We start from the raw sequence: 25,677 nt of genomic DNA, 5'->3' as shown, positions 1-25,677 counted from the left end.
GGGCCCCCGGCACTCGCGCCGGGGCCGTGCTGGGGTTAGGATCGGGGAGAGAGAGGGAGGGTTGGTGTTTCAACCTTGGGGGAATTGGGATGTCAGTTGCAGGACAGTTCCTGGCCGGCATGTTGCTGGTTTCGGGAGCGGCCACTGTGTGGGCCGCGCCGGCATTGCCGGCACCGCAGGAGTTCTATTTCGACAGCGACGCCGCTGCCGCGCCGATCACGGTGGTGCAGGGTGAAGGCGAAGACCTGGTGGCACAGCTGCTGAAGCATCGTGAGCGTGGCCGCAAGGGGCTGGAAGCCACGGCGCAGCTGGCGTCGGTGGCCATCGCGCAGGGGCGCGCGGAACTGGGCGACAAGCTCTATCGCGAGGCACTGGCCGAGGCGCCGGTGCAGAGCGCGCTTGGCCGCAGCGTACGCTGGAACTATGGCTGGGACCTGTTGCGGCAGGGCCAGGCGCTGGCCGCGCTGGAACAGTGGCAGGCCGCTGCCAGCACCCTGCGCAGCAATCCGGGCTGGGTACCGCCGAGCTATGCGTTGGCGCTGTGGCGGGCCGGCCAGCAGCAGGAGGCGGTGAAGTGGTATGCCGCCGCCGTACGGACCGAGCCGGGGCAATGGCGCGACAGCAGTCATTACGCGCAGCTGTTGCCGCAATGGCGCGATGACGAACGCGCGACCTTGGCCGAAGTACAGCAGGCCTGGGCGGCCGCACCTCCAGCCTGGCCCTGACAGCGGCCGGCCGCTGGCGGCGTGCAAGGGGGCCTACAATGGTTGGCCCTTCGCTGCCATGAGCTCCGGATGCGCCAACGCGCTACCTTGCTGTTGTTCCTGTCGCTGCTGCTGCCAGGGGGACTGAATGCTCAGGACCGGTCCGTGCCGGACTGGCTGCAGCCGGTCGTCACCCGCATCGCCGCCCTGCAGGCCAGCGATGTCCCGGCCGAGCGCTGGCAGGGGGCCGAGTTGTCGCTGGCATTGGGCGTACAGGCCGACGGCCAGCGTCTGACCGATGCCGATGCACTCACGCCGGTTTTCCTGGACGCCTGGCAGGCCGCGCCAGCCCACCGCTTCCACCGCCACCGCCTGTTGCGGCTGTGCCAGGGCACGCTCACCTGCGGTGACCCCGTCGGTCGCAATCTTGGCTTGCCCACGGCTGCGCCCACAGGTGCCGGGCTGTTGCCGGCACTGCTGGAGGCGCAGCGTGCGGACGATCAGGACAACGGCGAGGGCGCGTGGCAGGCGGTGCAGGTGGCCTGGCGGTTGGAAGAAGTCGGCATGGCGACACAGCAGCTGCGGGCCGCCTCGGCACGGCAACCGTTCGGTGATGGGACGCGGCGGCTGCTGGCGATGCAGCTGCAGGCGCTGGCAGGGGTGTCGTTGTCCGACACGCCGCTGGAGGAGGCGGGCCGCAGCCCGCGGCAGATCGTCGAAGACGCCCTGCTGGGGTCGCTGGAGGAACGCACCTTGTGGGACTTCGCCGGCATTGCGCTGTGCGGGCAGGCACAGCACAGCGCAACGTGCAGGAGTCTGGCCACGCAGATGACAGCCAGTGGCGATCTGGGCCTGCAGGAACTGGCGCTGCGGCTGGCGCCCGCCGATCCTGATGCCCAGCGCGCACTTGACTGGCTGCAGTGGCAACAGCTGAGTGCGCGGCGGCGGGGGCTGCCCGCCGGCTACCTGCAGCGCGCCGCGCGCGAAGGCACGACGGCAGCCATCAGCCGCCTGTTGCAGGAAAACGGTCTGCCGCTGACCCCGCCCGCTGACTGGAGCCCAGACACCGCACCCTGACCGACAGGGAATCCACGCCCTGCGTGGATGGACGCGGTAGCGGCGACCCTTAGTCGTCCGCAGACACCGTGCGCCCCGACGCCCACTCCCGCAACGCCGCGACCTGCTCGGCCATCAGCACCGACAACGGTCGTGTCGTGCGGATCTCGCCCATCAGCAGCTCGGTGTCCAATGGCCGGCCTTCGGCATGCGCCGAATACAGCCCGGCCACGATCGCCTGCTCGATTTCCGCACCGGAAAACCCGTTGGCCGCTGCGGCCAGTGCCGGCAGCGCGAAGTCGTCGGCATTGAGCTGGCGCCGTCCCAGGTGCAGCCGCAGCAGTTCCACGCGCACATCGGCCGAGGGCAGGTCGACGAAGAAGATCTCGTCGAAGCGGCCCTTGCGCAGCAGCTCGGCCGGCAGCTCGTGCACCTGGTTGGCGGTGGCCACGATGAACACCGGCGCCCTGCGCTCGGCCATCCAGGTCAGCAGGTAGCCGAGCACGCGGCGCGACACGCCGCCATCCTCGGTGCCGGTAGCCAGGCCTTTTTCGATCTCATCCATCCACAGCACGCACGGCGCCAGCTGCTCGGCCGAGGCCAGCGCCTGGCGCAGGTTGGCTTCGGTCTCGCCGTGGTACTTGTTGTACAGCGCGCCCACGTCCAGGCGCAGCAGCGGCACGCCGAAGCCGGCGGCGGTGGCCTTGGCCAGCATCGACTTGCCGCAGCCCTGCACGCCCAGCAGCAGCATGCCGCGCGGCGGGTCCAGCCCGGCCGGTGCCGAGCCGGCAATGAAGGCGACGCGACGCTGGTTGATCCAGCGCTTGAGCCGGTTGGCGCCGGCCACATCGCCGAAGCGCGCGCTGTCATGCTCGAAGAACAGGTGGCCGCTGCGGTTGAGCAGCTCGAACTTCAGCCGTGCCAACTGTGGCAGGTCGTCGTCGCGCAGCGCGCCATCGGCATAGATCAGCTGCCGCGCGATGCGCCGCGCATCGACCAGGCTCAGGCCCTGCAGGTTCTTCAGGATCTTCTTGACCGCCTCGCTGTCCACTTCCACCCGGCGCCCGCCGTGTTCGCGTGCATAGGCGTCGGCTTCCTCGCGCAGCATCTTCAACAGTGCATTGGCGTCGGGCAGGCGCGGGTTGAAGCGCACCGCCAGCGCTTCCAGTTCGGCCGGCAGCTCCACCTTGGCGCCGATCAGCACCAGCACGTGCGGTTCACTGTGGCGGCGCTGGATCAGGTCGCGCAGGGCACGCTGGTGGCTGGCGTAGCCCAGGTAGGGGTGGAAATCGAGCAGCAGGTACACGCCGCGCTGGTCGGCCTGGCGGATCATCTGCAATGCGGCGCTGGCATCGGGCGGGCCGACCGGCTCGTCCTCGCGCTCCAGGTCGATGCGGCGCAGGCCTTCGGTGATCGACCAGCGGTGCAGGGCCCGCCAGACATGCATCAGCGTCTGCCGGAACAGCTCGACGATGCGACCCTCATCCTGGGTCTCGACCACGATCAACGGCGTGTTGGCGCGGATCAGTGCGCTCAGGTCCTGCAGTTCGCTCATGGCGGTTCGATCCTTCGGGGGCGCCACGATAGCAAAGGCCGGGGGCACGGGTTCAGCACGGCTCTACCTTCCGTCACCATCGGCGGTGTACGCTCGGGGCACGTACCCGGAAGCGAGGCTGGCATGAAGACGATCCTGGTGGCCGGTTCCAAGGGCGGGGTGGGCAAGACCACCATCGCCACCCACCTGGCCGCGTACGCGGCATTGCAAGGCAAGGCCACGGTGATCGCCGATGCCGACCCGCAGGGCTCCAGCACCCGCTGGGCACAGCGCCGGGCGGGGCTGGAAAGCGCGGTGCTGCCGATCGACGTGTACCGCAAGAAGCAATGGGCGCAGAAGCTGCCCGACGGTACCGATACCGTGGTGATCGATGCACCGGCCGGTGCGCTGGCCGACGATATCCCGCATTTCCTCGACGCTGCCGATGCCGTGGTGGTGCCGGTGCTGCCCTCGGCGCTGGACATCGAAGCCATCGTCGGCTTCCTCAACAGCCTGGCGCAGGTACCGCGCGTGCACAGCCGCAAGCTGCCGGTCGGGCTGGTGCTGAACCGCACCAAGCCCTGGACCCAGACCTCGCAGCAGGCCCTGCAGATGCTGGCGGACTGGCCCTATCCGGTGGTCGCCCAGCTGCGCGACAGCCAGAGCTATGTGGTCATGACCGGCCTGGGCCGCAGTCTTTTCGATTACCGCTCCGCCCAGGTGCGCGAGCACCAGGCCGACTGGGAACCCCTGTTGTCCTGGCTGAAGCTGTAACAGCCGTAGGTCTCCATCCCTTCATTGGAATCCCGCAATGCGCGAACTGATCCTGCTCCGCCACGCCCACGCCGAACCGGCCACCTCCGGCCAGGCCGACCTCGACCGGCCGTTGTCGCCGGTGGGGCTCGCTGAAGCCGAAGCCGCCGGCAAGTGGCTGAAGGAGAACAACCTGCTGCCGGACTGCGTGCTGTGTTCCCCGTCGCGGCGGACCCGCGAAACCCTGGAAGCGGTGATGGCAGCCATCGGCTATGTCGAAAAGCGCCTGGAAGACCGCATCTACGAGGCCACCCCCGGCACCCTGGCCGCGCTGGTGGACGAGCGCCGTGATCTGGACCGGGTGCTGATCGTCGGCCACAACCCCGGGCTGGAGCAGCTGGTGGCGCTGATGACCGATGGCACCAGCAGTGATTACCGTGGCATGCCGCCGGGCGGCGTGGCCGTGCTCGGTTTCGCCCGCGAGGCGACGATCGAGCCGGGCGTGGCCAGCCTGAACGCCTTCTGGTGGCCGTGAGCCGATGAGGTTGGCTTTGCCGGGCCGCTGTCTGCTGCCAGTCCTTCTGGCGATCGGCCCGGCCTGGGCCGCCACACCGCCACCGACCGCGCTGCCGGCGGTCGTGGCCGAACCGCTGCGTACGCTGCAGCTGGATGTGGTGCGCTCGCAGATCGGTTTCGAAGTCCGCACCCGCTTCGGCCAGCGCATCGAGGGCGTGTTCCCCCGTTTCGAGGGGCGTATCGAGGTGCTGTCCGATGGCCGCCACCAGGTCCACCTGAAGATGTTCACCCGCACCGTGGAGATTCCCGGCAAGGACCGCTATACCGGCTGGATGCGCGGCCCCGAGTTCTTCGACGCCGGCCGTTACCCGTTGGTGGAGTTCGACTCGCTGCCGTACTGGCCGGAGACGGTCGCCGAGGGCGGCGGTATCGACGGCCGGTTGACCCTGCGCGGGGTCAGCCATCCGGAGACGCTCAAGGTCGAGAAGGCGGAATGTGCCCGACCCGGCTATGATTGCGACGTCGTCAGCCGCGGTACCGTGCAACGAGGTCGGTATGGCATGGACAGCTGGCAGCTTGCCTTGAGTGACCGAGTGACTTTCGTATTGCGTGCGCGCCTCAGCGAGGCGCCGAAACCGTGAATCCCCTGCTGCGTGTATTGGCGCTGGCAACCGTGTTGCTGGGCAGCGGCTGCGCGTCGCTGTCGCATGCCCAGCGTGATCGCGCCGAGGCGATCGCCGTGCAGGCGCGCTCGACCCAGGTCGATTGCCAGCAGGCCGACCGCTGCGCGCTGGATTCGCCCCTGCGGGCACTGGCCGGCCGGGCGTTCAGCGAATCGACCCCGGACCAGCCGCGGCACTACGCCACCCTGCTGGACGAGGGCGAAGGTGCGCTGGTCGCGCGCTTGAACCTGCTGCGCAGCGCCACCCGCAGCATCGACCTGCAGACCTACATCTTCGACAAGGACGACAGCGCCCGCCTGGTCATCGACGAGCTGCTGGCGGCATCGCGGCGCGGGGTGAAGGTGCGGCTGCTGATCGACCAGCTTTCGGCGATCTCCGACCTGCAGATCCTCGGCGCACTGGCCGGTGCCCACGAGAACTTCCAGCTGCGGGTCTACAACCCGACCTTCGGCAAGGCCCGTCTGAACTACTTCGACTATGCCGGCAGCGTGCTGTGCTGCTTCCGCCGCTTCAACCAGCGCATGCACAACAAGCTGCTGGTGGTTGACGATGCGATCGGCGTGGTCGGTGGGCGCAACTACCAGGACGACTATTACGACTGGGACCGCGAATACAACTTCCGCGACCGTGACGTGCTGATTGCTGGCCCCGAAGCACGCGCGATGGCAGCCAACTTCGATGCCTTCTGGCGCGCGCAGCGCAGCGTGCCGGCCGAACGCCTGAACGATGTCGGCCGTACCCTGCTCAAGCAGGGCGTGCCGGTGCTGCCACCGGCGCAGTTCCGCAGGCCCGAGCGGGTGGAGCGGGTCAGCGAGGAAGCCAACGACGTTGCCTTCGTCACCCGTTCGTTCGTGGACACCGCCCTGCCGGTCGCCTCGGTGCGCTATGTGGCCGATCTGCCGCGCAAGCACCGGCGTGAGCGCGCCGATGCGCCGCTGGCCGGGCAGCACGTCACCGAGCCGCAGCTGGACGCACTGATTTCCAGTGCGCAGCACGAAGTGATCCTGCAGACGCCCTACCTGGTGCTGTCCAAGCCAGCACAGAAACTGTTCCGCGAGCTGCGCAAGCGCCCGCAGCCGCCGCGCGTGGTGGTATCCAGCAACAGCCTGGCCGCCACCGACAACCCGATCGTGTATGCGCTGTCCTACAAGTACAAGCGGCGCAACATGCGCGAGCTGGGCTTCAACATCTTCGAATTCAAGCCGTTCCCGCTGGATGCGCCAGTCGATTACCGCAACCTGCTGCCCGACCCGATCGCAGCGCCGGGCAGCGACACCGGCCGCAACCCGCTGCTCGGTGGCAGCGCGGCGGGCAGCAATGCCGGTGGCGGTAGTGGTGGTGATGGGGTGGCCGCTGCGGATGCGGACGACCGGCCGGCGCGGGTGATCCATCCGCGTACCGGCAGCGCCTATGAGAATGCCCGTGCGCGCCGGCGTGCTGCCGGCAGCGAAGTCGAGACCCGCCTGCTGCGTACCGAAACGCGCCCCTCGTTCCTGGGCAGCAAGGCGGTCAACAAGCCGCTGCCGGTCACCCGCAAGGGCGCGCGCATGGGCCTGCATGCCAAGTCGCTGGTGGTCGACCGCCGCATCGGCGTGGTCGGCACCCACAACTTCGATCCACGCAGCGAGAACTACAACACCGAAGGCGCGGTGATCATCGACGATCCGGCCTTCGCCGAGCAGCTGGCCCAGAGCATCCTGCGCGATACCCACCCGCAGAACTCCTGGACGGTGGCGCCGCGTGCCAAGCCGCCGGTCCTGTCCGGCCTGAACTACAGCGTCGGCAAGGCCTCCGAGGCGCTGCCGATCCTCGACTTCTGGCCGTGGCGCTACGCCACCGACTACGAGTTCACGCCCGGCCCGGACTGCCCGCAGCCACTGCCGCGGCAGAGCGCCGATTTCCACCGCTGCTATGTCGCGGTGGGCGACTTCCCCGAGGTCAATGTCGGGCCGAAGTGGCTGCTGGTGCGCATGCTGACCGCATTCGGCGCCGGCCTCGTTCCCATCCTCTGAAGGTAGCCGCATGACCCAGGTATTCCGCGAAGCCGTTTCCATCGAGCAGCTCAACGCACTCAGCCGCAATACCGCCATCGATACCCTCGGCATCGTCTTCAGCGCCGCTGGCGAGGACTGGCTGCAGGCGACCATGCCGGTGGATGAGCGCACCCGCCAGCCGTACGGCATCCTGCACGGTGGCGCCTCGGTGGTGCTGGCCGAAACCCTGGGCAGCAGCGCCGGCAACCTCTGCGTGGATACTGCCAAGCAGGTCTGCGTGGGCCTGGAGATCAACGCCAACCACGTCCGCCCCGTGCGTTCGGGTACGGTCACCGGCACCGCGCGCGCGGTGCACGTGGGCCGCAGCACCCAGCTGTGGGAAATCCGCATCGAGGACGAGCAGGGCCGACTGGTCTGCATCTCGCGGCTGACCCTGGCCGTGGTGGCGGCCGGGCACGGTTGAGCCGTCGCGGCATGGGTGACGGCGGCGGAACCCAGCGTTCCCCGCCGATGGCCGCCGTCAATGAGACTTATGGCCGAATTCGGCTGGCAGCGATGGCAGCCCTCCGGTATCGTGCGCGGATGACTTCCCCCACTCCGGCCCCCCGCGGCGGCGTGGCGCGTGTGTGCCGTTACCTGTACCGCGTACCGCTGCTGTTGGTCCACATCACCGTGTTCCTGCCGCTGATCCTGATCGGCATGCTTCCGCCATGGGGCGAGCTGCGCGTGGGCGACGCTACCTTCGGCGCCAAGGTAGTGAACTGGTGGCAGGGCGGCTTGATGTGGATCTTCGGCTTCCGCCTGTCGCGCGTCGGCCAGCCGCTGCCGGGCGCAGTGCTGTTCGTGGCCAACCATGTCAGCTGGGTCGATATCTCCATCCTGCACAGCCAGCGCATGATGGGCTTTGTCGCCAAGCGCGAGATCGCCAGCTGGCCGGTGGTCGGTTGGCTTGCCGCGCGCGGCCAGACCATTTTCCACCAGCGTGGCAACACCGAATCGCTCGGTGGGGTGATGCAGGTGATGGCCGACCGCCTGCGCGCCGGCAAGGCGGTGGGCGTGTTCCCGGAAGGGCGTACCCGCGGCGGCCACGACGTTGGCCCGTTCCATGCGCGCATCTTCCAGGCCGCCGTCGAGACCGGCGTGCCGGTGCAGCCGGTGGCGCTGATCTACGGCGTGCGCGGGGATGCACAGACCATCGTGGCCTTCGGCCCGGGCGAGAGTTTCTTCGCCAATTTCCTGCGCCTGCTCGGTGAGCCGGCGCGGCATACCGAAGTGCATTTCCTGGAGCCGATCGGCACCCAGGACCTGGAAGGCCGTCGGCGCATCGCGGAAACTTCTCGCGCGCGCATCGTGGCGGCCATGAGCGGGGATTGAGGCGAGGGTGGCCGTGTCTCCGCCACCGACCCTCGACGCTGATGCGCCGATGCTCACCGCGTCCGACTATCAGCCGCCGCGCTGGCTGCGCAATCCGCACCTGCAGTCGATGCTCAGCTCCAGCCGCATGCGCCTGCAGCGCGGCCTGCTGCTGCTGGCCGCCACAGGCGCGGTCAGCGAGGAGCTGATCCTCGATGGTGGCGAAGGTGTGCGGCTGCAGGGTTGGCACAGCCATGTCGAAGGGCGCGAACCGCGCGGCATCGCCCTGCTGCTGCACGGCTGGGAAGGCAGCGCCGAATCCAGCTACATGCGCATGGCCGCTGCCCGCATGCTGGAGCAGGGGTTCGACGTGGTGCGGCTGAATTTCCGCGACCACGGCAACACCCATCACCTCAATCCCGGCATCTTCCACTCCAACCTCATCGACGAAGTGGTGCATGCTGCAGGCGATGTCGCCCAGCGCTGGCCCGATCTGCCGCTGGTTGCAGCCGGCTATTCGCTGGGTGGCAACTTCGTGCTGCGGCTGGCCCTGCGCGCGCCGGCCGCCGGTGTACCGCTGCAGCACGTGGCCGCGGTCTGCCCGGTGCTCGACCCCGGGCTGACCATGGAGAACATCGAGAACGGCCCGGCGATGTACGACTGGTATTTCCGCCGCAAGTGGGCCGGCTCGCTGCGGCGCAAGCGCGATCTGTTCCCCGAACTGAGCGACTGCGACGACCGTGTGCTGAACATGGACATCCGTTCGCTGACCGCCTGGCTGGTCGAGCGGCACACCACGTTCGGTTCGTTGCAGGCCTATTTCGATGGTTACTCCATCGCCGGCGACCGCCTGTCCACGCTGCAGGTACCTGCTGACATCCTGATGGCGCAGGACGATCCGGTGATCCCCTACGCGACCTTCCGCGACTGGCAGCTGCCGCAGCAGGCGCGGCTGGAAACCGCCTGCTGGGGTGGCCACTGCGGCTTCCTGGAAAACTGGCGCGGCGATGGGTTCTCCGAGCGCTGGGTCGCACAGCGCCTGCGGCGGGTCCTGCCGGGCTGAACCGGCACCGGCGCGCGGCCCGCTACAATGCGGGTTTGACCTTGAACCGGACGGCCATGCAAGACCAGATCCTCCAAGCGTTGCGCCAGAACGATGCCGGCCAGGCCGTGCAGCTGGCCCAGGCGTGGACCCGTGACGAACCCGGCAAGGCCGAGGCCCACCGCTGGCTGGCGCTTGCGCTGCAGCAGCAGGGCCAGGCCGAGGCCGCGATGGAGGCGTTGCAGCAGGCGCTGCAGCTGGCCCCCGATGATGCGCAGCTGCACCTGCAGCACGCCGGCCTGCTGCTGGCACTGCGCCAGTTCGACGGTGCCGATGAAGCCCTGTTGCGCACCACCGGGCTGGACCCCAACGCCTTCCCGGCTTACCTGATGCAGGCGCACCTGGCGGTGGGCCGCAATGATTTCGACGAGGCCCAGCGGCTGTCGACCCTGGCCTCGCGGCTGGAGCCGGACCATCCGGAACTGCTGACCATCGATGGCATGGTCGCGCTGCGCCGCGGCGACGCCGACCGTGCGCTGGCCCTGCTGTCGGCGGCCAGCCAGGCGCTGCCGGACGATACCCGCGTGCTGTACGCACTGGGCTTTGCCTATCTGGGCAAGGACATGCTGGCGTTTGCCGAGCAGGCGTTCCGTCGCGTGCTGGCGTTGAACCCGAAGATGTCCTCGCTGCACGGCATGGTGGTGCAGCTGGCCTTGCGCCAGGGCAACGTGGAGGCCGCCGCCGAGGCAATGCAGCAGGCGCTGCAGGAGCCGGAGCTGGACGTGCCGCCGATGCGCCGCCTGGCCGGCGAACTGGCACTGCGCAGTGGCCAGCCGCTGCAGGCGCTGGAGCACCTGCTGCCGCTGCTGCAATCGCTGCAGGGTGATCGCCAGGTGCTGCAGCTGCTGCTGATGTCCTGGCAGCGCCTGGGCCGCGAAGATGAAGCCCGCACACGCCTGGATGACGCTCTGGAAAGCAATGACCAGCTGCATGACCTGTGGCTGGCACGACTGGCCGTGGAAGAGGTCGGCAGTGCCGGCGCCGTAGCCGTCGTGGAGCGCTGGATGGCAGCGATGCCCGGCCACCTGCCGGCGCTGGAAGCGCGCATGCGCCTGCATGACATGGCCGGCGAGCATGAGCAGGGCGAAGCCATCGCCGAGCGCATCACCACCCTGGAACCGGGCCGCGTCAGCGGTGAAAGCCGTCGCGTCGAGGGGCTGCTGCAGCGTGACCCGGCCGCCGCCGTGGAGCGCGTGCAGGCCCTGATTGCACAGGCACCGGAGGGGCATCGCGCTGATCTGCGGACCTGGCTGGGCGAGATCCAGGATCGCGCCGGACTGCCGGAAGAAGCGCTGCGCACGTGGATGGCGCTGCAGACCGACCAGGCTTCGCAGCGGCTGCCGTTGCCGCCGCAGGCCAAGGCACCGCCGAGCTGGCCGGAGATGGCCAGCATCGACGAAGCGACGCGCGACAGCGGCTCGGCGCCGATCTTCCTGTGGGGCGCCCCGGGTTCGGGCGTGGAACGGGTGGCAACCGGCCTGGCCGCTGCCAGCCCGGTGCTGCGCAGTGATCGCTACACCGCCACGCCACCGGACGATGCCTTCCAGAACTACAACACGCTGCAGGACCTGGCGTCGGGCGTGCTGAGCCCGGAACGGCTGGTCGAGCGTTGGCGCGAGCACCTGCCCGCCCGCGGCCTGGAAAGTGACACCGTGATCGACTGGCTGCTGTGGTGGGACAACGCGCTGTTGTGGGCATTGCGTCCGCAGCTGCCGCAGGGCCGCCTGCTGCTGGTGCTGCGCGATCCGCGCGACATGCTGCTGGACTGGATCGCCTATGGTGCCGCCGCTCCGCTGGCGATGACCTCGATGGCCGAAGCCAGCCAGTGGCTGGTGCGTTCGCTGACCCAGATCGCCGCGCTGCACGAGGAAGACCTGTATCCGCACGTGCTGCTGCGCATTGACGACATCGGCAACGATGCGCATGCGATGGCCGACCTGCTGGGCCGCGTGTTCGGGCGTCCGATGCCGCCGGCTGCACAGCTGGGTGCACCGCGCCTGCCTGCCGGCCACTGGCGCAGGTATCGCGACGTGATGGGCGCCGCGTTCGCCCAGCTCACCCCGGTCGCGGTGCGCTTGGGTTACCCGGAAGAGTGAGGAGCATCTGATGCAACTGAGCAGTCACAGCCTGGTCAACGGTGCGCCGATCGACCGTGAGTTCGCCGCCGGCGATGCCGCCGGCTTCGCCGCCGACCGCAACCCGCACCTGGCCTGGAGCGGCGTGCCCGATGGCACCCGCTCGTTCCTGCTGGTGTGCGTGGACCCGGACGTGCCAACGGTGCCGGAAACGGTCGGCCGCGATGACATGAGCGTGCCGCGCGATCAGCCGCGCTGCGATTTCGTGCACTGGGTGATGGCCGACATTCCGGCCTCGGTGCAGGAGATCGCCGCCGGCAGCTGCAGCGATGGCTTCGTGGTGAAGGGCAAGACCGCGCCGGCCGGCCCGGCCGGCAGCCGCCAGGGCCTGAATGATTTCACCGGCTGGTTCGCCGGCAATCCGGACATGGCCGGTGATTACCTCGGCTACGACGGCCCGTACCCGCCGTTCAACGACGAGCGCGTGCATCGCTATTTCTTCCGCGTGTTTGCGCTGGATGTGGCCACGCTGTCGTTGCCGGAACGCTTCACCGCCGCCGATGCGTACCGTGCCATGCACGGCCACGTACTGGCCGAAGCGGCGCTGCACGGCACCTACACGCTGAACCCGGCGTTGGCCTGATAGCAGCCTTCGGGTAGTGCCGGCCGCTGGCCGGCATCCGCTGTACGTGGCAGCCGGCCAGCGGCCGGCTCTACCCACCAGCGAAGAAGGGCGGCCAGTGGCCGCCCTCTTCATTTCGCTGGCAGCGGCGCGGGTTTGAACACCAGCACTTCGCCCTTGGCATTGCGCACGACCAATGCACCGGTGTCGTCCAACGCGAGGGTGGGTGCGGTATCGCGACCGTAAAACAGCGTTTCGGCTCGCCGTTCCTGCGCATCCGCCTTGGGATTGATGCACAGCGCGGTGGTCCGGATGCCGCTCTCCAGGATCAGCCGGTCGTCCTGCAGGTGGTAATGACTGCTGGCCTGGTTGCACAGGTTCAACTCGCTCATGTAGCCGGGCTGGAAGCGCAGCGTGTACGGCGCCCGGCCCCTGACGAACAACGCGTCGATACGCTTGCCCTGCGCGTCGGTGGCGCGCGTGAGCTGCCACGGATGGGCTTCAAGCTGGTCGGTGGTGGGTGTGCTGGCGGCAGATGCCGTGCTGCCAATGCTGATGGCCAGCCAGGCCAGTGTGAGCATGTACGTCCGTTTCATGCCGATCTCCCTGATGCATGTGGGTAGTGCCGGCCGCTGGCCGGCATGTTCCGCAGGTCGCCTGAGCTGTGTGCAGCCGCCGGCCAGCGGCCGGCCCTACCCACAACGAAGAAGGGCGACCTCGCGGTCGCCCTTCTGCATTACTTCTTCTCGATGGCCGACTCGACCACCATGTCCAGCACGTACGCCTGCGACGGCGCATCGGCCGGCGGGTTCTTCACTTCGTAGCGCTTCACGCGCACCACGTTGCGCACGCCGTCTTCGTGGGTGTAACCCTCGATGTTGCCGTAGAAGTTCTCGAACTTGCCCGGCTCGCCCTGCTTCAGGCCCTTGTCGTCGAACTTCACTTCGCGCACCTGCAGGCACTGGTAATCCGGGATCAGCGGGTGCGAGCACTTCTCGGTCTTCGCAGCCACTTCCAGGAACACGGTTTCGCCGGCGCCGCCATAGCGCGTTTCAGCGGTCGGTTCCGGGTTGAACACCAGCACCTCGCCCTTGGCGGTGGTCAGGGTCAGCACGCCGTTGGCGTCCTGTTCGGCCTTCAGTTCGCCCTGCAGACGGCTGGAGACGGCTTCGTCCAGCGCCATCAGCGCCTTGTCGGTGCAGGCCATCATGGTCGAGGCCATCGCGCTCACGCTCAGCTTGCCATCGGCCAGGGTGTAACCGCCGCCCATGCGGTTGCAGGTGTTGCTGACCGACAGGCGGCCATCAACGAAGTCCAGGGTGACCGGCTTGTCTTCGCGGGCGAACAGCGCATCGATGCGCTTGCCATCGGCCGCGGTGGCCTGCTGCAGCAGCCAGTGCTGGCTCTGCAGGCGCTGCGCATCCAGGTGTGCCAGCGCCTTCTGGTCGCCGGCCTTGGCCGCAGCCGGGGCCAGGTCGTCACCGCCGGTACCGGCCGGGGCAGGGGTCTGGCTGCAGGCGGCCAGCAGGGCCAGCGGGAGGAGCAGGGTGAGCTTGCGGTTCATGGTGATTCTCCTTGGGGAACCGAGGGGGAAACGGACCGGGACCGGCAACGGGGTTGCCGTGCCCCGGCGCTGTTCAGCTGCCGGATGGCAACCACAGCAGCAATGCAGCGCCCAGGGCGATGCGGTAAATCGCGAACGCCGTGAAGCGATGCGACTTGATGTAGCCCATCAACCACTTCACTACGACGAAGCCGGTGATGGCTGCGGCAAGGAAGGCGACGCCAACGTCGGTCCAGTTCTCGCTGCCCAGGTTCCCTTCCTTGGCCAGCTCCAGGAAGGTGTAGGCGCTGGCGGCGAACATGGTGGGAATGCCGACCAGGAACACGAACTCGGCAGCGGCCGCGCGGCGGCTCAGGCCCAGCAGCATGGCCAGGAAGATCGCCGAGGCTGAGCGCGAGGTACCGGGGAACACGCCGGCCACCACCTGCGCCAGGCCAACACCGATGGCCACCGTCCAGGTCACCTGGTCGCGATCGGGCAGGCGCGCGGTATAGGCCTCCACCAGCAGCATCCAGATGCCGCCGATGATCAACGCCCAAGCCACCGGGCTGACGGTTTCCGGCAGCGACCAGCCGGCCTTGCGCACCACCAGGCCGACTACTGCGGTTACCAGAAAGGCCGCGCCGAGCTTGAACACGTACTCGCGGTTCTCGCGCTGGCCGAAGCCGGTGGCCAGCTGCAGCAGGCGCTGGCGGAACACCAGCACCACGGCCAGGATCGCACCGGCCTGGATGATGATGTTGAAGAAGTCCGATCGCGCGCCCAGCCAGTGCTGGGCGATCAGCAGGTGGCCGGTGCTGGAGATCGGCAGGAATTCGGTCAAGCCTTCGAGGATGCCCAGCAGCAGGGCGGAGAGCAGGTCGGACATGGACGGTGCGGGCGCTGGCGGCGGAAGAAGCCCGAGAGAATAGACGATCCATGCCGCACCAAACGGGTGCGTGCGGTAATCCGCGCACCCATTTGGTGCATGTCCTTCCGCACCGCGCTGGGGCAGGTGCTTTGAAATCAACAACTTGTGAAGGCCGAGAAGTTGGCACGGTCGTTGCTGTACCTCAGCAGGCATTCATTCCCATCCGAGGTCGTACCGATGTCCGTGGAAAACGTTGAGAAGCTGATCAAGGACAACCAGATCGAGTTCGTCGATCTGCGTTTCGTCGACATGCGTGGCGTCGAGCAGCACGTCACCTTCCCGGTCAGCATCATCGAGCCGTCGCTGTTCGAAGAAGGCAAGATGTTCGATGGCAGCTCGATCGCCGGCTGGAAGGGCATCAACGAGTCGGACATGGTGCTGCTGCCCGATACCGCCAGCGCCTACGTCGACCCGTTCTATGCCGATCCGACCATCGTGATCAGCTGCGACATCCTCGACCCGGCCACCATGCAGCCGTACGGCCGCTGCCCGCGCGGCATCGCCAAGCGCGCCGAGGCCTACCTGAAGTCCTCGGGCATCGCCGAAACCGCGTTCTTCGGCCCGGAGCCGGAATTCTTCATCTTCGATTCGGTCCGTTTCGCCAATGAAATGGGCAACACCTTCTTCAAGGTCGATTCGGAAGAAGCGGCCTGGAACAGCGGCGCCAAGTACGACGGCGCCAACAGCGGCTACCGTCCGGGCGTGAAGGGCGGTTACTTCCCCGTGCCGCCGACCGACACCCTGCACGACCTGCGTGCGGAGATGTGCAAGACCCTGGAACAGGTCGGCATCGAAGTGGAAGTGCAGCACCACGAAGTGGCCACCGCCGGCCAGTGCGAGATCGGCACAAAGTTCAGCACCCTGGTGCAGAAGGCCGACGAACTGCTGCGGATGAAGTACGTCATCAAGAACGTCGCCCACCGCAACGGCAAGACCGTCACCTTCATGCCCAAGCCGATCGTCGGCGACAACGGCAGCGGCATGCACGTGCACCAGTCGCTGTCCAAGGGCGGCACCAACCTGTTCTCCGGTGACGGCTACGGCGGCCTGAGCCAGCTGGCGCTGTGGTACATCGGCGGCATCTTCAAGCATGCCAAGGCGATCAACGCCTTCGCCAACTCGGGCACCAACAGCTACAAGCGCCTGGTGCCGGGCTTCGAAGCCCCGGTGATGCTGGCCTACTCGGCGCGCAACCGTTCGGCCTCGTGCCGCATTCCGTGGGTGTCCAACCCGAAGGCGCGCCGCATCGAAATGCGCTTCCCCGATCCGATCCAGTCGGGCTACCTGACCTTCACCGCGCTGATGATGGCCGGCCTGGACGGCATCAAGAACCAGATCGACCCGGGCGCACCGAGCGACAAGGATCTGTACGACCTGCCGCCGGAAGAAGAGAAGCTGATCCCGCAGGTCTGCTCCTCGCTGGACCAGGCGCTGGAAGCGCTGGACAAGGACCGCGAGTTCCTCAAGGCCGGTGGCGTGATGAGCGATGACTTCATCGACGGCTACATCGCGCTGAAGATGCAGGAAGTGACCAAGTTCCGCGCGGCGACCCACCCGCTGGAATACCAGCTGTACTACGCCAGCTGACCGGCTGCGATGGCGGTGGGTAACCCCTCCCACCCGCCGCCATCGCATCCGTCTTTGCGGCTGGGGAGCCGCAGGGCGGGCTCCGGCCCGCCGTGGTAGAGCGGACCGTTGGTCCGCTGCATTGGAAACGCGGGTCCTTGGCCCGCAGATCCAGGGGCAAGAGAGAGACCGGACACGCGACATGGGCCGCCCTCCCTCCCGCGTCGGCCGTGCAAGGAGAGAGGCACGGCTGTCCCGGCCCGTTTCGTGTCCGGTGCAACAGCCACGGCCATCACCACGATGGCCCGTGGTTGCCTGATGCCATCGCGCGTTCGCGTGCTGGCCCCATCCACCATCGGGACATGCGCATGAAACTGATCTCCGCCATCATCCGACCGTTCAAGCTCGACGAGGTCCGCGAGGCCCTGTCCGATGCCGGCGTGTCGGGCATCACCGTGACCGAAGTGAAAGGCTTCGGCCGCCAGAAGGGTCACACCGAGCTGTATCGCGGTGCCGAGTACGTTGTCGACTTCCTGCCCAAGATCAAGATCGAAACCGTGGTCACCGACGAACGTGCCGACGCTGTGATCGAAGCGATCCAGTCGTCTGCAGGCACCGGCAAGATCGGCGACGGCAAGATCTTCGTGACCGCTGTCGAGCAGGTCATCCGCATCCGCACCGGCGAAATCGGCGCCGACGCGCTGTAAGCCCCCTTCCGGAGACTCCCCCATGAAGATGCGCCTTCTCACCGGGTGGCAAGCCCGGTTCCATCTGGTGTGCCTGCTGATGCTGTTCAGTGCGCTGGCCGCCGGTGCCTGGCCAGGCAGTGCACATGCCCAGGCCCAGGTCACGCCGCTGCAGAGCGAGGCCGTGGCCGTCGAGCCCTTGCAGGACCCGACCGCCGCTGCGCCGGCGGCTGCCGAAGCGGTGGCCGCGCCCGCCTATGACCATGGCGACGTCGCCTGGATGCTCACCTCCACCCTGCTGGTGCTGCTGATGGTGGTACCGGGCCTGGCCCTGTTCTACGGCGGCCTGGTGCGTTCGAAGAACGTGCTGTCGGTGCTCAGCCAGATCCTGGTGGTGTTCTCGCTGGTGCTGCTGCTGTGGGTGGCCTATGGCTATAGCGCAGTGTTCAGCGCCGGCAATCCGTTCTTCGGCTCGTTCACCGAATTCGCCTTCCTCAAGGGCTTCACCCCGGAGTCGGTGGGCAACACGCCGATCAAGGGCCTGCCGGACTACCTGTTCGTCGCCTTCCAGTCGACCTTCGCCGGCATCACCACCGCGCTGATCGTCGGTGCCTTCGCCGAGCGCATCAAGTTCCGCGCGGTGCTGCTGTTCTCGGCGCTGTGGTTCACCCTCAGCTACATCCCGATGGCGCACATCGTCTGGGGCGGCGGCTACCTCGGCGAACTGGGCGCGATCGATTTCGCCGGTGGCACCGTGGTGCACATCAACGCCGGCGTGGCCGGTCTGGTGGCTGCATGGTTCGTCGGCAAGCGGCTGGGCTACGGGCAGACCGCGTTGAAGCCGCACAACGTGCCGTTCACCTATATCGGCGCGATGCTGCTGTGGGTCGGCTGGTTCGGCTTCAATGCCGGTTCCGCCGCTGCCGCCGACACGGTCGCCTCGCTGGCCTTCCTCAACACCGTGCTGGCCACCGCTGCTGCGGTGCTGGGCTGGACCCTGGTGGAAGCGATCAGCAAGGGCAAGCCGTCCGCACTGGGCGCGGCCTCGGGCGCGGTGGCAGGCCTGGTCGGCATCACCCCGGCATGCGGCACCGTCGGCCCGCTCGGCGCGATCGTCATCGGCCTGGTGGCCGGCGTGGTCTGCGTGTGGGGCGTGACCGGCCTCAAGCGCCTGCTGAAGGTGGACGACACCGCCGACGTGTTCGGTGTGCATGGCGTGGGTGGCATCGTCGGCGCGATCCTCACCGGTGTGTTCAGCGCGCAGTCGCTGGGCGGCACCAAGGCCGATCTGGATATCGGCCACCAGGTGTGGGTGCAGGTGGTCAGCGTCGGCCTCACCGTGCTGTGGTCGGCCGTGGTGACCGCAGCCATCCTGCTGCTGGTCAAGGTGGTGGTCGGCCTGCGGGTGACCGAGGAGGCCGAGCGTACCGGCCTGGATGTGACCTCGCATGGTGAATCGGCCTACGAGGCCTGATGCATCTACATGGTGGGTGCCGACCGTTGGTCGGCACTGCACCTGCTCTGGTAGTTGCCAAGCTTGCTTGGCACTGCTCCTGCGCTGGACTGCTCCTGCTCTGGTGGGTGCCGACCGTTGGTCGGCACGGTCGGTGGCCCAGCCACGCATGGCGTGGCTCTACTCCCGCTCTGGTGGGTGCCGACCGTTGGTCGGCACGGCCGGTGGCCCAACCACGCATGGCGTGGCTCTACTCCTGCTCTGGTGGGTGCCGACCGTTGGTCGGCATGGTCGGTGGCCCAGCCACGCATGGCGTGGCTCTACTCCTGCTCTGGTGGGTGCCGACCGTTGGTCGGCATGGTCGGTGGCCCAGCCACGCATGGCGTGGCTCTACTCCTGCTCTGGTGGGTGCCGACCGTTGGTCGGCATGGTCGGTGGCCCAGCCATGCATGGCGTGGCTCTACTCCTGCTCTGGTGGGTGCCGACCGTTGGTCGGCACGGTCGGTGGCACAGCCACGCATGGCGTGGCGCTACTGCATCGTCCGGGCTTATCGCGCACAATCGGGCCATGCACCCGATCCGCACTTCCCTGATGCTCTCGGCCTGCCTGCTGCTGGCCGCCTGTGCCTCCACGCCGCAGGAAACCCGCAACCCGCTTGCCACCTGGGTGCCGTCGCCGAACCAGAACGCGCGCACGCCGGTCATCATCGTCATCCACCACACCGAGCAGAAATCGGTGCAGCAGAGCCTGCACACGCTGCGTACCGCCAACAGCGGCGGGCCGGTCAGTGCGCATTATCTGATCGGCGCCGATGGCCATCGCTACCAGCTGGTGGCCGATGAACGCCGCGCCTGGCATGCCGGTTCCGGGCGCTGGGGCACCATCACCGACCTCAACTCTGCGTCCATCGGCATCGAACTGGACAACGACGGCCGTACGCCTTTCAGCCCCGCGCAGATCGAATCGCTGGTCGTGCTGCTGCGCGACCTCACTGAAAGGCTGAACATTCCGCCGCGGCAGGTGATCGGCCACGCCGACCTGGCACCGACGCGCAAGGAAGATCCCAGCCGCTTCTTCCCGTGGCAGCAGCTGGCGCAGGCCGGTTTCGGCGTGTGGCCGCGCGCTGCCGATGGGGCTGCGCCGGAAGGCTTCGATGCATGGGCCGCGCTGGCGCGCTTTGGTTATCCGCTGGACAACCGCGAGGCCGCCGTCGCCGCGTTCCACCGCCGTTTCCGTGGCAGCGACACCCTGCCGAAAGCCCTCGACGCCGAAGACGCGCGCATCCTGCATTCGCTGTTGCTGCAGACCCCGTAGCCGGTAGCGCCGGGCCATGCCCGGCGAGCGCACCGCGCGGGATCCGCTTCTCGCCGGGCATGGTCCGGCGCTACCCGCCTTCCATGCCCAGCGCTTCGCGAAGCGTGGCCACATGCGCGCGCCCAACCGGCAGCTCGCTGCCGTCACTCAACACCAGCCAGTAGCGACTGCCCGAGGCCGCATGCAGCGTGCGGACCTGGCGCAGGTTGACCAGGTAGGAACGGTGGCAGCGGACGAAATCCGCCGGCAGCACGCTGGCCAGCGCGGCCAGGGATTTGTCATGCAGTTCACTGCGGCCATCGCGCAGACGCACCTGGCTGTAGTCGCCGTCGGCGCGGATCCAGAGCACGTCCGCCAGTTCGACGGTCGCTGTGCCCTGCGCGCGCCAGATACCCAGATAACGCGCGCGACCGGCGCGGACACCCCCGGTGTCGAGCAGCCGTTCCAGCGCCTGGGCGAGGCGCTCGCGTGAGAAGGGCTTGGGCACGAAGTCGAGTACGCCGTGTTCGAATGCCTGCAATGCGCGCTCGCGGTGTGCCGACACCACCACGCACTGGTAGCGCCCGGCCACCGCGCGGCGCAGCAGTTCGAAGCCATCGTCGCCGCCAAGGTTGAGGTCCAGCAGCAGGCCGTCGTAGACACTGCGCTGCAACCGGTCTCCGGCCGCTTCCAGATCGGCCACCGCATCCAAACGCGCCCGTGCGCCGGCCAACTCGCCGCACATGCGCAGCAGGCGCTGTCGCACCAGGGGCTCGTCCTCGACGATCAGGATGCGCATGTCAGCTCGATCCGGCCGCACCAGCAGTCGCCGTCGATGCCCTGCACGAAGCTCCAGCCGGCGGGGCTGGCCGCCGCCAGGCTGGCCTCGATGTAACGGGTACCCGTGCCACGGCCGCGGTGCGGGGCCGAGCCTCGCGCACTGCGCAGTTCCAGTATCCAGCGCGCGTTGTCGCGCTGCACGTGCAGGCGGAAAGGGTGCCGTGCGCAGGCAACAGCGCCGGCATGGGTCAACGCGTTCTCCACCTGCGCATGCAGGATGCCGGGCGGCAGCGAAATCGCCGCATCCTCGCCATCGACCTCCAGCACCATGCGCTGGTCCAGGGCAAGGCCGACGATATCCAGGTGGCTACGGCACAAGGCCAACTCATCCTGCAGGGGAACGCTCTGGCGGCTGCTGCTGTCGCGCAGGCGGTCGAACTGATCGGCCAGCGACTCCACCAGGCGGCTGGCGCGCATCGGCGACTGCTCGATCAGCTCCTGCAGGCAGGTCAGCGTGTTCATCAGCCAGTGCGGCTGGATGCCCCGTTGCAGCAACTGCAACGAAAGTCGCGCGCGTTCTTCGCGCAGCCAGCCGTTGTGCCGGTCCAGCGCCTGCAACTGGGCGGCGTGGCGCAGCAGCAGGAACACCATCAGCACCGCCAGCAGCAGGAAGTAGGGGCCATCCAGGAAGGCACCGCGTGCGACCAGCAGCGCCAGCAGGCCTGCAGACAGCAACGCCAGGATCGGCCATCGGTCTTCCTGGTCGGCAGGCGCCCGCAACAGCACCCAGGTCGAAGCGAGCAGGCTCAACAGCAGCACCGCCGCAGAGCGGGTGTCGAAACCGGGCAGCGCGATGGTGGCGACCGCGATCAGCGCCAGATAGCTGAAACAACCGGCTCTGGGCACGGCTACCTCGAAGCGACGCGCAAGATAGGCCGGCAGCAGCAGCGCCGCGATCACATGCAGGGCCAGCAGCGCGACCAGGCGAACGCCATGCCAGGGATAGGAGTAGCCCAGCAATGATCGCCACGCCTCGACCGCGGGCAGTGCCAGCCCCACCACACCCAGTGCCAGCAGCAGGCGCGCGCCGGGCGTGCGTGTCTGCCCACGCAGCACCGCCAGGAAATACAGACAGGCGGCTGCCAGCGCACCGGTGGCGAAGGCCGCGATCAGCCATGGCAGGATGATCTGGCCGTAAAGCACGGGGGCCGGCGCGATCAGCACCATCGCATCGGCGCCATGCAGGGTGAAGCGCTGCTGCTGGCTGGATGCAAGCACCAGCAGCTCATCGGTGGCGTTGCCCGACGCCGGTGGCAGCACGCGCACGAGGTCTACGCGCCCCGGCGTCTCCTCTTCCGGCGTGCGACCGACAACGCCATTGCTGATCCATGGCATCCCGTTCCAGTACAACTGGCTGGCAGCGCGCAACGACAGCCTTACTGTACGTCCATGATCGGCGCCGCTTTCCGGCGCTGGCACCTGCCAGCGCAGCCAGTAGGGGCCACGCCACTGCGCCAGCTGTTGCTGGTCCAGCGGCCGCCACGCCAGGTTCTGCGGTGGGTGCGTTGGCAGGCCGCCGGATGCACCGGCAATCGCAGGTGCCATCTGCGCACCCTGCACAACCCTCATTTCCGGCGGCGGCATCGACACGATCAGCCACGCAGCCACTGCCGCAAGCAGCGCAGCAAGGACAGCCAGGGTTCGTGTGATCTGCATGGCGGCCATCGTATCGGTTGTGTGGAGACATTGGACCGGCGTCTGGAGACGTTCGGCGGATGGACGCGTCCGCAGCACTGCGAGGGAGCAGATGCTGGCGGCGCACATCCTTCCATCGGAGTTCAACATGACCCGCAGCCCCTGTACGTCTTCCGGCAGTTTCCAGGCTCGTCGCCCTGTCGTGGCCGTCACCCTCGCCGCGCTCTGCCTGGCCCTCGCCACCGCCCTTCCCGCGCAGGCCGGTCCGGCAGCGCTGGCCTTCGAACCCTACACGCTGCAGACCAGGAACCATGGCGATATTGCCGCCGAGATCGCCACGCTGGAGGTCCCGCGCCGGCACAGCGAGCCGGATGGTCCGCGCCTGCACCTGAAGGTGGTGCGCCTGCGTGCGACGGCCGGCACTGGCCGCGGCGCACCGGTGGTCTACCTGGCCGGTGGTCCGGGTGGTTCTGGCATCGATACCGCACGTGGTCCGCGCTGGCCGGTGTTCGACCAGGTGCGGCGCGAATCCGACGTGCTCCTGCTCGACCAGCGCGGCGCCGGCTTGTCCGAGCCGCCGCCGGAATGTCCGCATGAAACACGTTTCGACGACGCCCAACCGCTGCAGCGCGATACGGCCCTGGCCGCAGTGCAGGCCACGGCGGCGAAGTGTGTAGCGTTCTGGCGCCAGGCTGGTGTCGATCTCGGCGCTTACACCACGGCCGAGAGTGCCGGCGACCTTGACGACCTGCGGCGCGCGCTGGACGTGCCGAAGATCAGCCTGTGGGGCATGAGCTATGGCACCCATCTGGCCTTGGCCACGGTGCGCCTGCACGGTGCCGGTATTGATCGCGTGGTGCTGATGGGATCCGAAGGTCCCGACGATACGCTGAAACTGCCCCTGAGCAGCGACGCGCTGCTGCAGGAGCTGGCGGTGCTTGCGCGCAAAGACGGCTTCGACGATCTCGCCGGATCGGTCACCCGCGTGCTGCAGGCACTGCGTGAGCAGCCGCGACAAGGCCACAGCCACATGCACGAGGGTCGCCAGGTCACCATCGGCCTGTACGACGCGCAGATCGTCATCGCCAACATGCTGGGGCAGCGCATCACCCAGCAGTGGCTGCCGTTGGTGCTGCGCGAGGCCGATAGGGGCAACTACGACCCGCTGGCCGATCTGGTGCTGATCGGGCGCGCCCAGTTCGCACAGTTCCCGGCCATGGGCCTGGCAATGGACGTCGCCTCCGGGCAGAGCCCGCAGCGCCGGGCGCTGGCCGAAGCCCAGGCACGCCAGAGCCTGTTCGGCGACGGGCTGAACTTCCCGTTCCCGGCCATCGGCGAGGGCCTCGGCCTGGCCGATCTGGGTGAGGGCTTCCGCGGCCCGCTGCACAGTGAAGTGCCGGTTCTGTTCATCAGCGGCACGCTGGATGGGCGTACGCCCCCGGCCAATGCCGATGCGCTGCGGCCGGGCTTCAGCAACGGTCACTCGCTGCTGGTGCGCAATGCCAGCCATCACAACGAGTTGTGGACAGGCAACCCGGCCATCGCCCGCAACATCATCGACTTCCTCGCCGGCCGCGTCGTGAGCGATACCGTGCTGGACGTGCCGCCGCCGGTGTTCGCCACCCGCAGCAGTGAGCTGCTGGGCGGCAGGCGATAAGGCGCATCCTGTGGTGCAGGACGCGCCTCCGGTCCTGCGCCACGCCCGATTGCACTACATTGGGGTCATGACTGACCTCATCGCCCCCTTCAACCGCACGTGCTGGAGCCTTCTCGCGCTTGCCGTGCTTGCTGGCTGTTCCAGCACCGGCACCCGTCCGCAAGCGCCTGCCGCAGCAACGCCTGCCGCCACCTACGCCAAGGTCGACTGGAAGGCTCTCCCGGCCGTGACGGATACCGACCTGCAGGCCGGCTTCGCCGCTTGGCGCAGCAGCTGCACCCGCCTGAAGAACGATGCGACCTGGGCCAAGCCCTGCGCGACCGCCAGCACCGTGTCCGACAAGGACGCCAGCGCGATCCGCGCATTCCTGCAGCGCGATCTCGATGTCTATTCCCTGCGCGCCGGCGGCCATCGCGCCGACGGCCTGATCACCGGCTACTACGAACCCATCTATCCGGGCAGCCTCACCCGTACCGACACCGCCACCGTGCCGGTGTACGGCACCCCCGATGATCTGGTGGTGGTGCAGCTGGACAGCGTCTATCCCGAACTGAAGGGCAAGCGCCTGCGCGGTCGCGTGGAGGGCAAGGTGCTCAAGCCCTACGACGATGCCGGCAGCATCGCCAGCAAGGGGGCCAAGGCGCCGGTGCTGGCCTGGCTGACCGATCCGATGGACCTGCAGCTGCTGCAGATCCAGGGCTCGGGCCGCGTGCGCTTGGCCGATGGCAAGCAGGTGCGGTTGGCCTATGCCGAACAGAACGGCCACCCCTATCGCGCGATCGGCCGCTGGCTGGTGGAGCAGGGCGAGCTGAAGAAGGAAGACGTCACCATGGACGCGATCCGCGCGTGGGCGAAGGCACATCCGGCACGCGTACCGGAACTGCTGCGCAGCAATCCCAGCTACGTGTTCTTCGTGCGCAGCCCAGACAGCCCGGAAGGTCCGCGCGGTTCGTTGAACGTGCCGCTGACCGCCGGCTACAGCGTGGCGGTGGATCGCACCGTGGTGCCGCTGGGCAGCCTGCTGTGGCTGTCCACCACGCGCCCGGACGGCACGCCGGTGGTACGCCCGGTGGCCGCGCAGGACACCGGTGGCGCCATTGCCGGCGAGGTACGTGCCGATCTGTACTGGGGCAGCGGCGATGCCGCCGGCAAGCTGGCCGGCGACATGAAGCAGCAGGGCAACCTGTGGCTGCTGTGGCCGAAGGGTGTGGCGTTGCCGCAGTAGGTGAGCAGGGGTCAGATCCCCCTCCGCAGGACAGGGATCTGACCCCCATATGCCTGATAATGGCGCCATTCCGAACTTTCCGGTCGCGCATGCGGCCAGGACCCATGCAATGAAATACGCAAAGAACAACGCAAAATCCAACACGAAGAAGTACTACAAGCACTGGGCCGAATCGGGCCTGGGCAAGGGCAACGTGCTGATGGAAGCCCGTGGCGAGAAGATCGTGCGCCAGGTGGAAATCTACGGGACCAAGGTCGTGTGGGCCGATGAAACCGGCCAGAGCGATGACCGCTTCGTGCTGGCCGACCAGCCGCTGTCGTTCATGGATTTCGACGAAGACGACGAGATCAGCGCGCGCGAGTTCGAAATTGCCTGGAAGAAGGCCCGGGAAGCCACCGGCTACCCCGTCTAAGGTCGAGGGAGCTGCAGTCATCGGATGGCTGGCGGAATCGAAA

At 67.9% G+C, this 25,677-nt stretch carries 24 protein-coding genes; 18 read left to right on the top strand and 6 right to left on the bottom strand.

Features of this window, described 5'->3' with window-relative positions; translation table 11 throughout:
* The first annotated feature begins 89 nt into the window (after window positions 1–89).
* Window positions 90–725 carry a tetratricopeptide repeat protein gene (locus K5K93_RS12145; RefSeq protein WP_222388008.1) on the top strand — a complete coding sequence of 212 codons (636 nt, stop codon included), beginning with the start codon at window positions 90–92 and terminating at the stop codon, window positions 723–725.
* Between the two features lie 69 nt (window positions 726–794).
* Window positions 795–1,781, top strand: coding sequence for a hypothetical protein (locus tag K5K93_RS12140; RefSeq protein ID WP_222388007.1), 987 nt, complete (start codon window positions 795–797; stop codon window positions 1,779–1,781).
* A gap of 49 nt (window positions 1,782–1,830) precedes the next feature.
* Here the strand turns inward: K5K93_RS12140 and K5K93_RS12135 are convergent, their stop codons facing one another.
* Window positions 1,831–3,315 carry an AAA family ATPase gene (locus tag K5K93_RS12135; protein WP_093820224.1) on the bottom strand — a complete coding sequence of 495 codons (1,485 nt, stop codon included), beginning with the start codon at window positions 3,313–3,315 and terminating at the stop codon, window positions 1,831–1,833.
* Window positions 3,316–3,438: 123 nt separating this feature from the next.
* Here K5K93_RS12135 and K5K93_RS12130 point away from each other — a divergent pair, with 123 nt between their 5' ends.
* The 9 genes from K5K93_RS12130 to K5K93_RS12090 all read left to right on the top strand — a co-directional run bounded on the left by K5K93_RS12130 (window position 3,439) and on the right by K5K93_RS12090 (window position 12,413).
* On the top strand, window positions 3,439–4,068 hold the full coding sequence (locus K5K93_RS12130) for a ParA family protein (protein WP_025875994.1): 630 nt from the start codon (window positions 3,439–3,441) through the stop codon (window positions 4,066–4,068).
* 37 nt (window positions 4,069–4,105) lie between these two features.
* Entirely contained in the window at window positions 4,106–4,582 is a 477-nt protein-coding gene (locus K5K93_RS12125) for a histidine phosphatase family protein (RefSeq protein ID WP_093820222.1), read from the top strand.
* Between the two features lie 4 nt (window positions 4,583–4,586).
* The gene (locus tag K5K93_RS12120) at window positions 4,587–5,204 is read left to right on the top strand and encodes a YceI family protein (protein ID WP_093820220.1); all 618 of its coding nucleotides are present in this window, start codon (window positions 4,587–4,589) and stop codon (window positions 5,202–5,204) included.
* Complete coding sequence (locus tag K5K93_RS12115; protein ID WP_222388006.1) at window positions 5,201–7,258, top strand: phospholipase D family protein; 2,058 nt, start codon at window positions 5,201–5,203, stop codon at window positions 7,256–7,258. Before K5K93_RS12120 ends, K5K93_RS12115 begins: the two co-directional genes overlap by 4 nt.
* Before the next feature lie 10 nt (window positions 7,259–7,268).
* Window positions 7,269–7,703, top strand: a complete 435-nt coding sequence (locus K5K93_RS12110) for a hotdog fold thioesterase (RefSeq protein WP_222388005.1) — start codon at window positions 7,269–7,271, stop codon at window positions 7,701–7,703.
* A 119-nt stretch (window positions 7,704–7,822) separates the two neighbouring features.
* The gene (locus tag K5K93_RS12105; protein ID WP_093820216.1) at window positions 7,823–8,614 is read left to right on the top strand and encodes a lysophospholipid acyltransferase family protein; all 792 of its coding nucleotides are present in this window, start codon (window positions 7,823–7,825) and stop codon (window positions 8,612–8,614) included.
* 7 nt (window positions 8,615–8,621) lie between these two features.
* Window positions 8,622–9,656, top strand: a complete 1,035-nt coding sequence (locus K5K93_RS12100; RefSeq protein WP_025875982.1) for an alpha/beta fold hydrolase — start codon at window positions 8,622–8,624, stop codon at window positions 9,654–9,656.
* 56 nt (window positions 9,657–9,712) lie between these two features.
* Window positions 9,713–11,791, top strand: coding sequence for a tetratricopeptide repeat protein (locus tag K5K93_RS12095; protein ID WP_222388004.1), 2,079 nt, complete (start codon window positions 9,713–9,715; stop codon window positions 11,789–11,791).
* Between the two features lie 10 nt (window positions 11,792–11,801).
* Complete coding sequence (locus K5K93_RS12090) at window positions 11,802–12,413, top strand: YbhB/YbcL family Raf kinase inhibitor-like protein (protein WP_222388003.1); 612 nt, start codon at window positions 11,802–11,804, stop codon at window positions 12,411–12,413.
* A 110-nt stretch (window positions 12,414–12,523) separates the two neighbouring features.
* Here the strand turns inward: K5K93_RS12090 and K5K93_RS12085 are convergent, their stop codons facing one another.
* From K5K93_RS12085 to K5K93_RS12075, 3 genes are all read right to left on the bottom strand, one after another.
* Window positions 12,524–12,988 (bottom strand): META domain-containing protein, encoded by a 465-nt coding sequence (locus K5K93_RS12085; RefSeq protein ID WP_222388002.1) that lies wholly within the window; start codon window positions 12,986–12,988, stop codon window positions 12,524–12,526.
* A 140-nt stretch (window positions 12,989–13,128) separates the two neighbouring features.
* Window positions 13,129–13,956 (bottom strand): META and DUF4377 domain-containing protein, encoded by an 828-nt coding sequence (locus tag K5K93_RS12080; RefSeq protein WP_093820206.1) that lies wholly within the window; start codon window positions 13,954–13,956, stop codon window positions 13,129–13,131.
* A 73-nt stretch (window positions 13,957–14,029) separates the two neighbouring features.
* A complete protein-coding gene (locus tag K5K93_RS12075) occupies window positions 14,030–14,824 on the bottom strand; it encodes an undecaprenyl-diphosphate phosphatase (RefSeq protein ID WP_032978010.1) in 795 nt (264 codons plus the stop codon).
* Between the two features lie 219 nt (window positions 14,825–15,043).
* On the opposite strand from K5K93_RS12075, the gene glnA reads away from it, so the two are divergent.
* From glnA to K5K93_RS12055, 4 genes are all read left to right on the top strand, one after another.
* Complete coding sequence (glnA, locus tag K5K93_RS12070; protein WP_010487206.1) at window positions 15,044–16,453, top strand: type I glutamate--ammonia ligase; 1,410 nt, start codon at window positions 15,044–15,046, stop codon at window positions 16,451–16,453.
* Window positions 16,454–16,800: 347 nt separating this feature from the next.
* On the top strand, window positions 16,801–17,139 hold the full coding sequence (locus K5K93_RS12065) for a P-II family nitrogen regulator (protein WP_004134334.1): 339 nt from the start codon (window positions 16,801–16,803) through the stop codon (window positions 17,137–17,139).
* Window positions 17,140–17,161: 22 nt separating this feature from the next.
* Entirely contained in the window at window positions 17,162–18,592 is a 1,431-nt protein-coding gene (gene amt, locus K5K93_RS12060) for an ammonium transporter (RefSeq protein WP_093820204.1), read from the top strand.
* A 547-nt stretch (window positions 18,593–19,139) separates the two neighbouring features.
* On the top strand, window positions 19,140–19,886 hold the full coding sequence (locus K5K93_RS12055; RefSeq protein ID WP_093820897.1) for an N-acetylmuramoyl-L-alanine amidase: 747 nt from the start codon (window positions 19,140–19,142) through the stop codon (window positions 19,884–19,886).
* A gap of 70 nt (window positions 19,887–19,956) precedes the next feature.
* Here the strand turns inward: K5K93_RS12055 and K5K93_RS12050 are convergent, their stop codons facing one another.
* Window positions 19,957–20,664: a LytTR family DNA-binding domain-containing protein gene (locus K5K93_RS12050; protein ID WP_093820895.1), complete on the bottom strand. Its 708-nt coding sequence runs from the start codon at window positions 20,662–20,664 to the stop codon at window positions 19,957–19,959.
* Window positions 20,652–22,361: a sensor histidine kinase gene (locus K5K93_RS12045; RefSeq protein WP_222388001.1), complete on the bottom strand. Its 1,710-nt coding sequence runs from the start codon at window positions 22,359–22,361 to the stop codon at window positions 20,652–20,654. The genes K5K93_RS12050 and K5K93_RS12045 overlap by 13 nt, the downstream gene beginning before the upstream one ends.
* 127 nt (window positions 22,362–22,488) lie before the next feature.
* Here K5K93_RS12045 and K5K93_RS12040 point away from each other — a divergent pair, with 127 nt between their 5' ends.
* The 3 genes from K5K93_RS12040 to K5K93_RS12030 all read left to right on the top strand — a co-directional run bounded on the left by K5K93_RS12040 (window position 22,489) and on the right by K5K93_RS12030 (window position 25,634).
* A complete protein-coding gene (locus K5K93_RS12040; protein ID WP_222388000.1) occupies window positions 22,489–23,997 on the top strand; it encodes an alpha/beta hydrolase in 1,509 nt (502 codons plus the stop codon).
* A gap of 67 nt (window positions 23,998–24,064) precedes the next feature.
* Window positions 24,065–25,222, top strand: a complete 1,158-nt coding sequence (locus tag K5K93_RS12035) for an MltA domain-containing protein (protein WP_222387999.1) — start codon at window positions 24,065–24,067, stop codon at window positions 25,220–25,222.
* A 109-nt stretch (window positions 25,223–25,331) separates the two neighbouring features.
* On the top strand, window positions 25,332–25,634 hold the full coding sequence (locus K5K93_RS12030; RefSeq protein ID WP_222387998.1) for a hypothetical protein: 303 nt from the start codon (window positions 25,332–25,334) through the stop codon (window positions 25,632–25,634).
* The last annotated feature ends 43 nt before the right edge of the window (window positions 25,635–25,677 follow it).

The sequence above is a fragment of the Stenotrophomonas sp. DR822 genome, assembly GCF_019793815.1.
Taxonomy (GTDB): Bacteria; Pseudomonadota; Gammaproteobacteria; order Xanthomonadales; family Xanthomonadaceae; genus Stenotrophomonas; species Stenotrophomonas indicatrix.
The sequence above is the reverse complement of the archived record's forward strand: the minus strand, read 5'-3'. Positions and strand labels throughout refer to the sequence as shown.

Bases quoted from the DNA above. Each gene is read 5' to 3' on its own strand.
- K5K93_RS12140 (WP_222388007.1), top strand. From the start codon at position 795: ATGCGCCAACGCGCTACCTTGCTGTTGTTCCTGTCGCTGCTGCTGCCA.
- K5K93_RS12055 (WP_093820897.1), top strand. From the start codon at position 19,140: ATGCACCCGATCCGCACTTCCCTGATGCTCTCGGCCTGCCTGCTGCTG.
- K5K93_RS12050 (WP_093820895.1), bottom strand. From the start codon at position 20,664: ATGCGCATCCTGATCGTCGAGGACGAGCCCCTGGTGCGACAGCGCCTG.
- K5K93_RS12075 (WP_032978010.1), bottom strand. From the start codon at position 14,824: ATGTCCGACCTGCTCTCCGCCCTGCTGCTGGGCATCCTCGAAGGCTTG.
- K5K93_RS12105 (WP_093820216.1), top strand. From the start codon at position 7,823: ATGACTTCCCCCACTCCGGCCCCCCGCGGCGGCGTGGCGCGTGTGTGC.
- K5K93_RS12125 (WP_093820222.1), top strand. From the start codon at position 4,106: ATGCGCGAACTGATCCTGCTCCGCCACGCCCACGCCGAACCGGCCACC.
- amt (WP_093820204.1), top strand. From the start codon at position 17,162: ATGAAGATGCGCCTTCTCACCGGGTGGCAAGCCCGGTTCCATCTGGTG.
- K5K93_RS12065 (WP_004134334.1), top strand. From the start codon at position 16,801: ATGAAACTGATCTCCGCCATCATCCGACCGTTCAAGCTCGACGAGGTC.
- K5K93_RS12090 (WP_222388003.1), top strand. From the start codon at position 11,802: ATGCAACTGAGCAGTCACAGCCTGGTCAACGGTGCGCCGATCGACCGT.
- K5K93_RS12120 (WP_093820220.1), top strand. From the start codon at position 4,587: ATGAGGTTGGCTTTGCCGGGCCGCTGTCTGCTGCCAGTCCTTCTGGCG.
- K5K93_RS12045 (WP_222388001.1), bottom strand. From the start codon at position 22,361: ATGCAGATCACACGAACCCTGGCTGTCCTTGCTGCGCTGCTTGCGGCA.
- K5K93_RS12145 (WP_222388008.1), top strand. From the start codon at position 90: ATGTCAGTTGCAGGACAGTTCCTGGCCGGCATGTTGCTGGTTTCGGGA.
- K5K93_RS12110 (WP_222388005.1), top strand. From the start codon at position 7,269: ATGACCCAGGTATTCCGCGAAGCCGTTTCCATCGAGCAGCTCAACGCA.
- K5K93_RS12135 (WP_093820224.1), bottom strand. From the start codon at position 3,315: ATGAGCGAACTGCAGGACCTGAGCGCACTGATCCGCGCCAACACGCCG.
- K5K93_RS12035 (WP_222387999.1), top strand. From the start codon at position 24,065: ATGACTGACCTCATCGCCCCCTTCAACCGCACGTGCTGGAGCCTTCTC.
- K5K93_RS12130 (WP_025875994.1), top strand. From the start codon at position 3,439: ATGAAGACGATCCTGGTGGCCGGTTCCAAGGGCGGGGTGGGCAAGACC.
- K5K93_RS12085 (WP_222388002.1), bottom strand. From the start codon at position 12,988: ATGAAACGGACGTACATGCTCACACTGGCCTGGCTGGCCATCAGCATT.
- K5K93_RS12080 (WP_093820206.1), bottom strand. From the start codon at position 13,956: ATGAACCGCAAGCTCACCCTGCTCCTCCCGCTGGCCCTGCTGGCCGCC.
- glnA (WP_010487206.1), top strand. From the start codon at position 15,044: ATGTCCGTGGAAAACGTTGAGAAGCTGATCAAGGACAACCAGATCGAG.
- K5K93_RS12095 (WP_222388004.1), top strand. From the start codon at position 9,713: ATGCAAGACCAGATCCTCCAAGCGTTGCGCCAGAACGATGCCGGCCAG.
- K5K93_RS12040 (WP_222388000.1), top strand. From the start codon at position 22,489: ATGACCCGCAGCCCCTGTACGTCTTCCGGCAGTTTCCAGGCTCGTCGC.
- K5K93_RS12030 (WP_222387998.1), top strand. From the start codon at position 25,332: ATGAAATACGCAAAGAACAACGCAAAATCCAACACGAAGAAGTACTAC.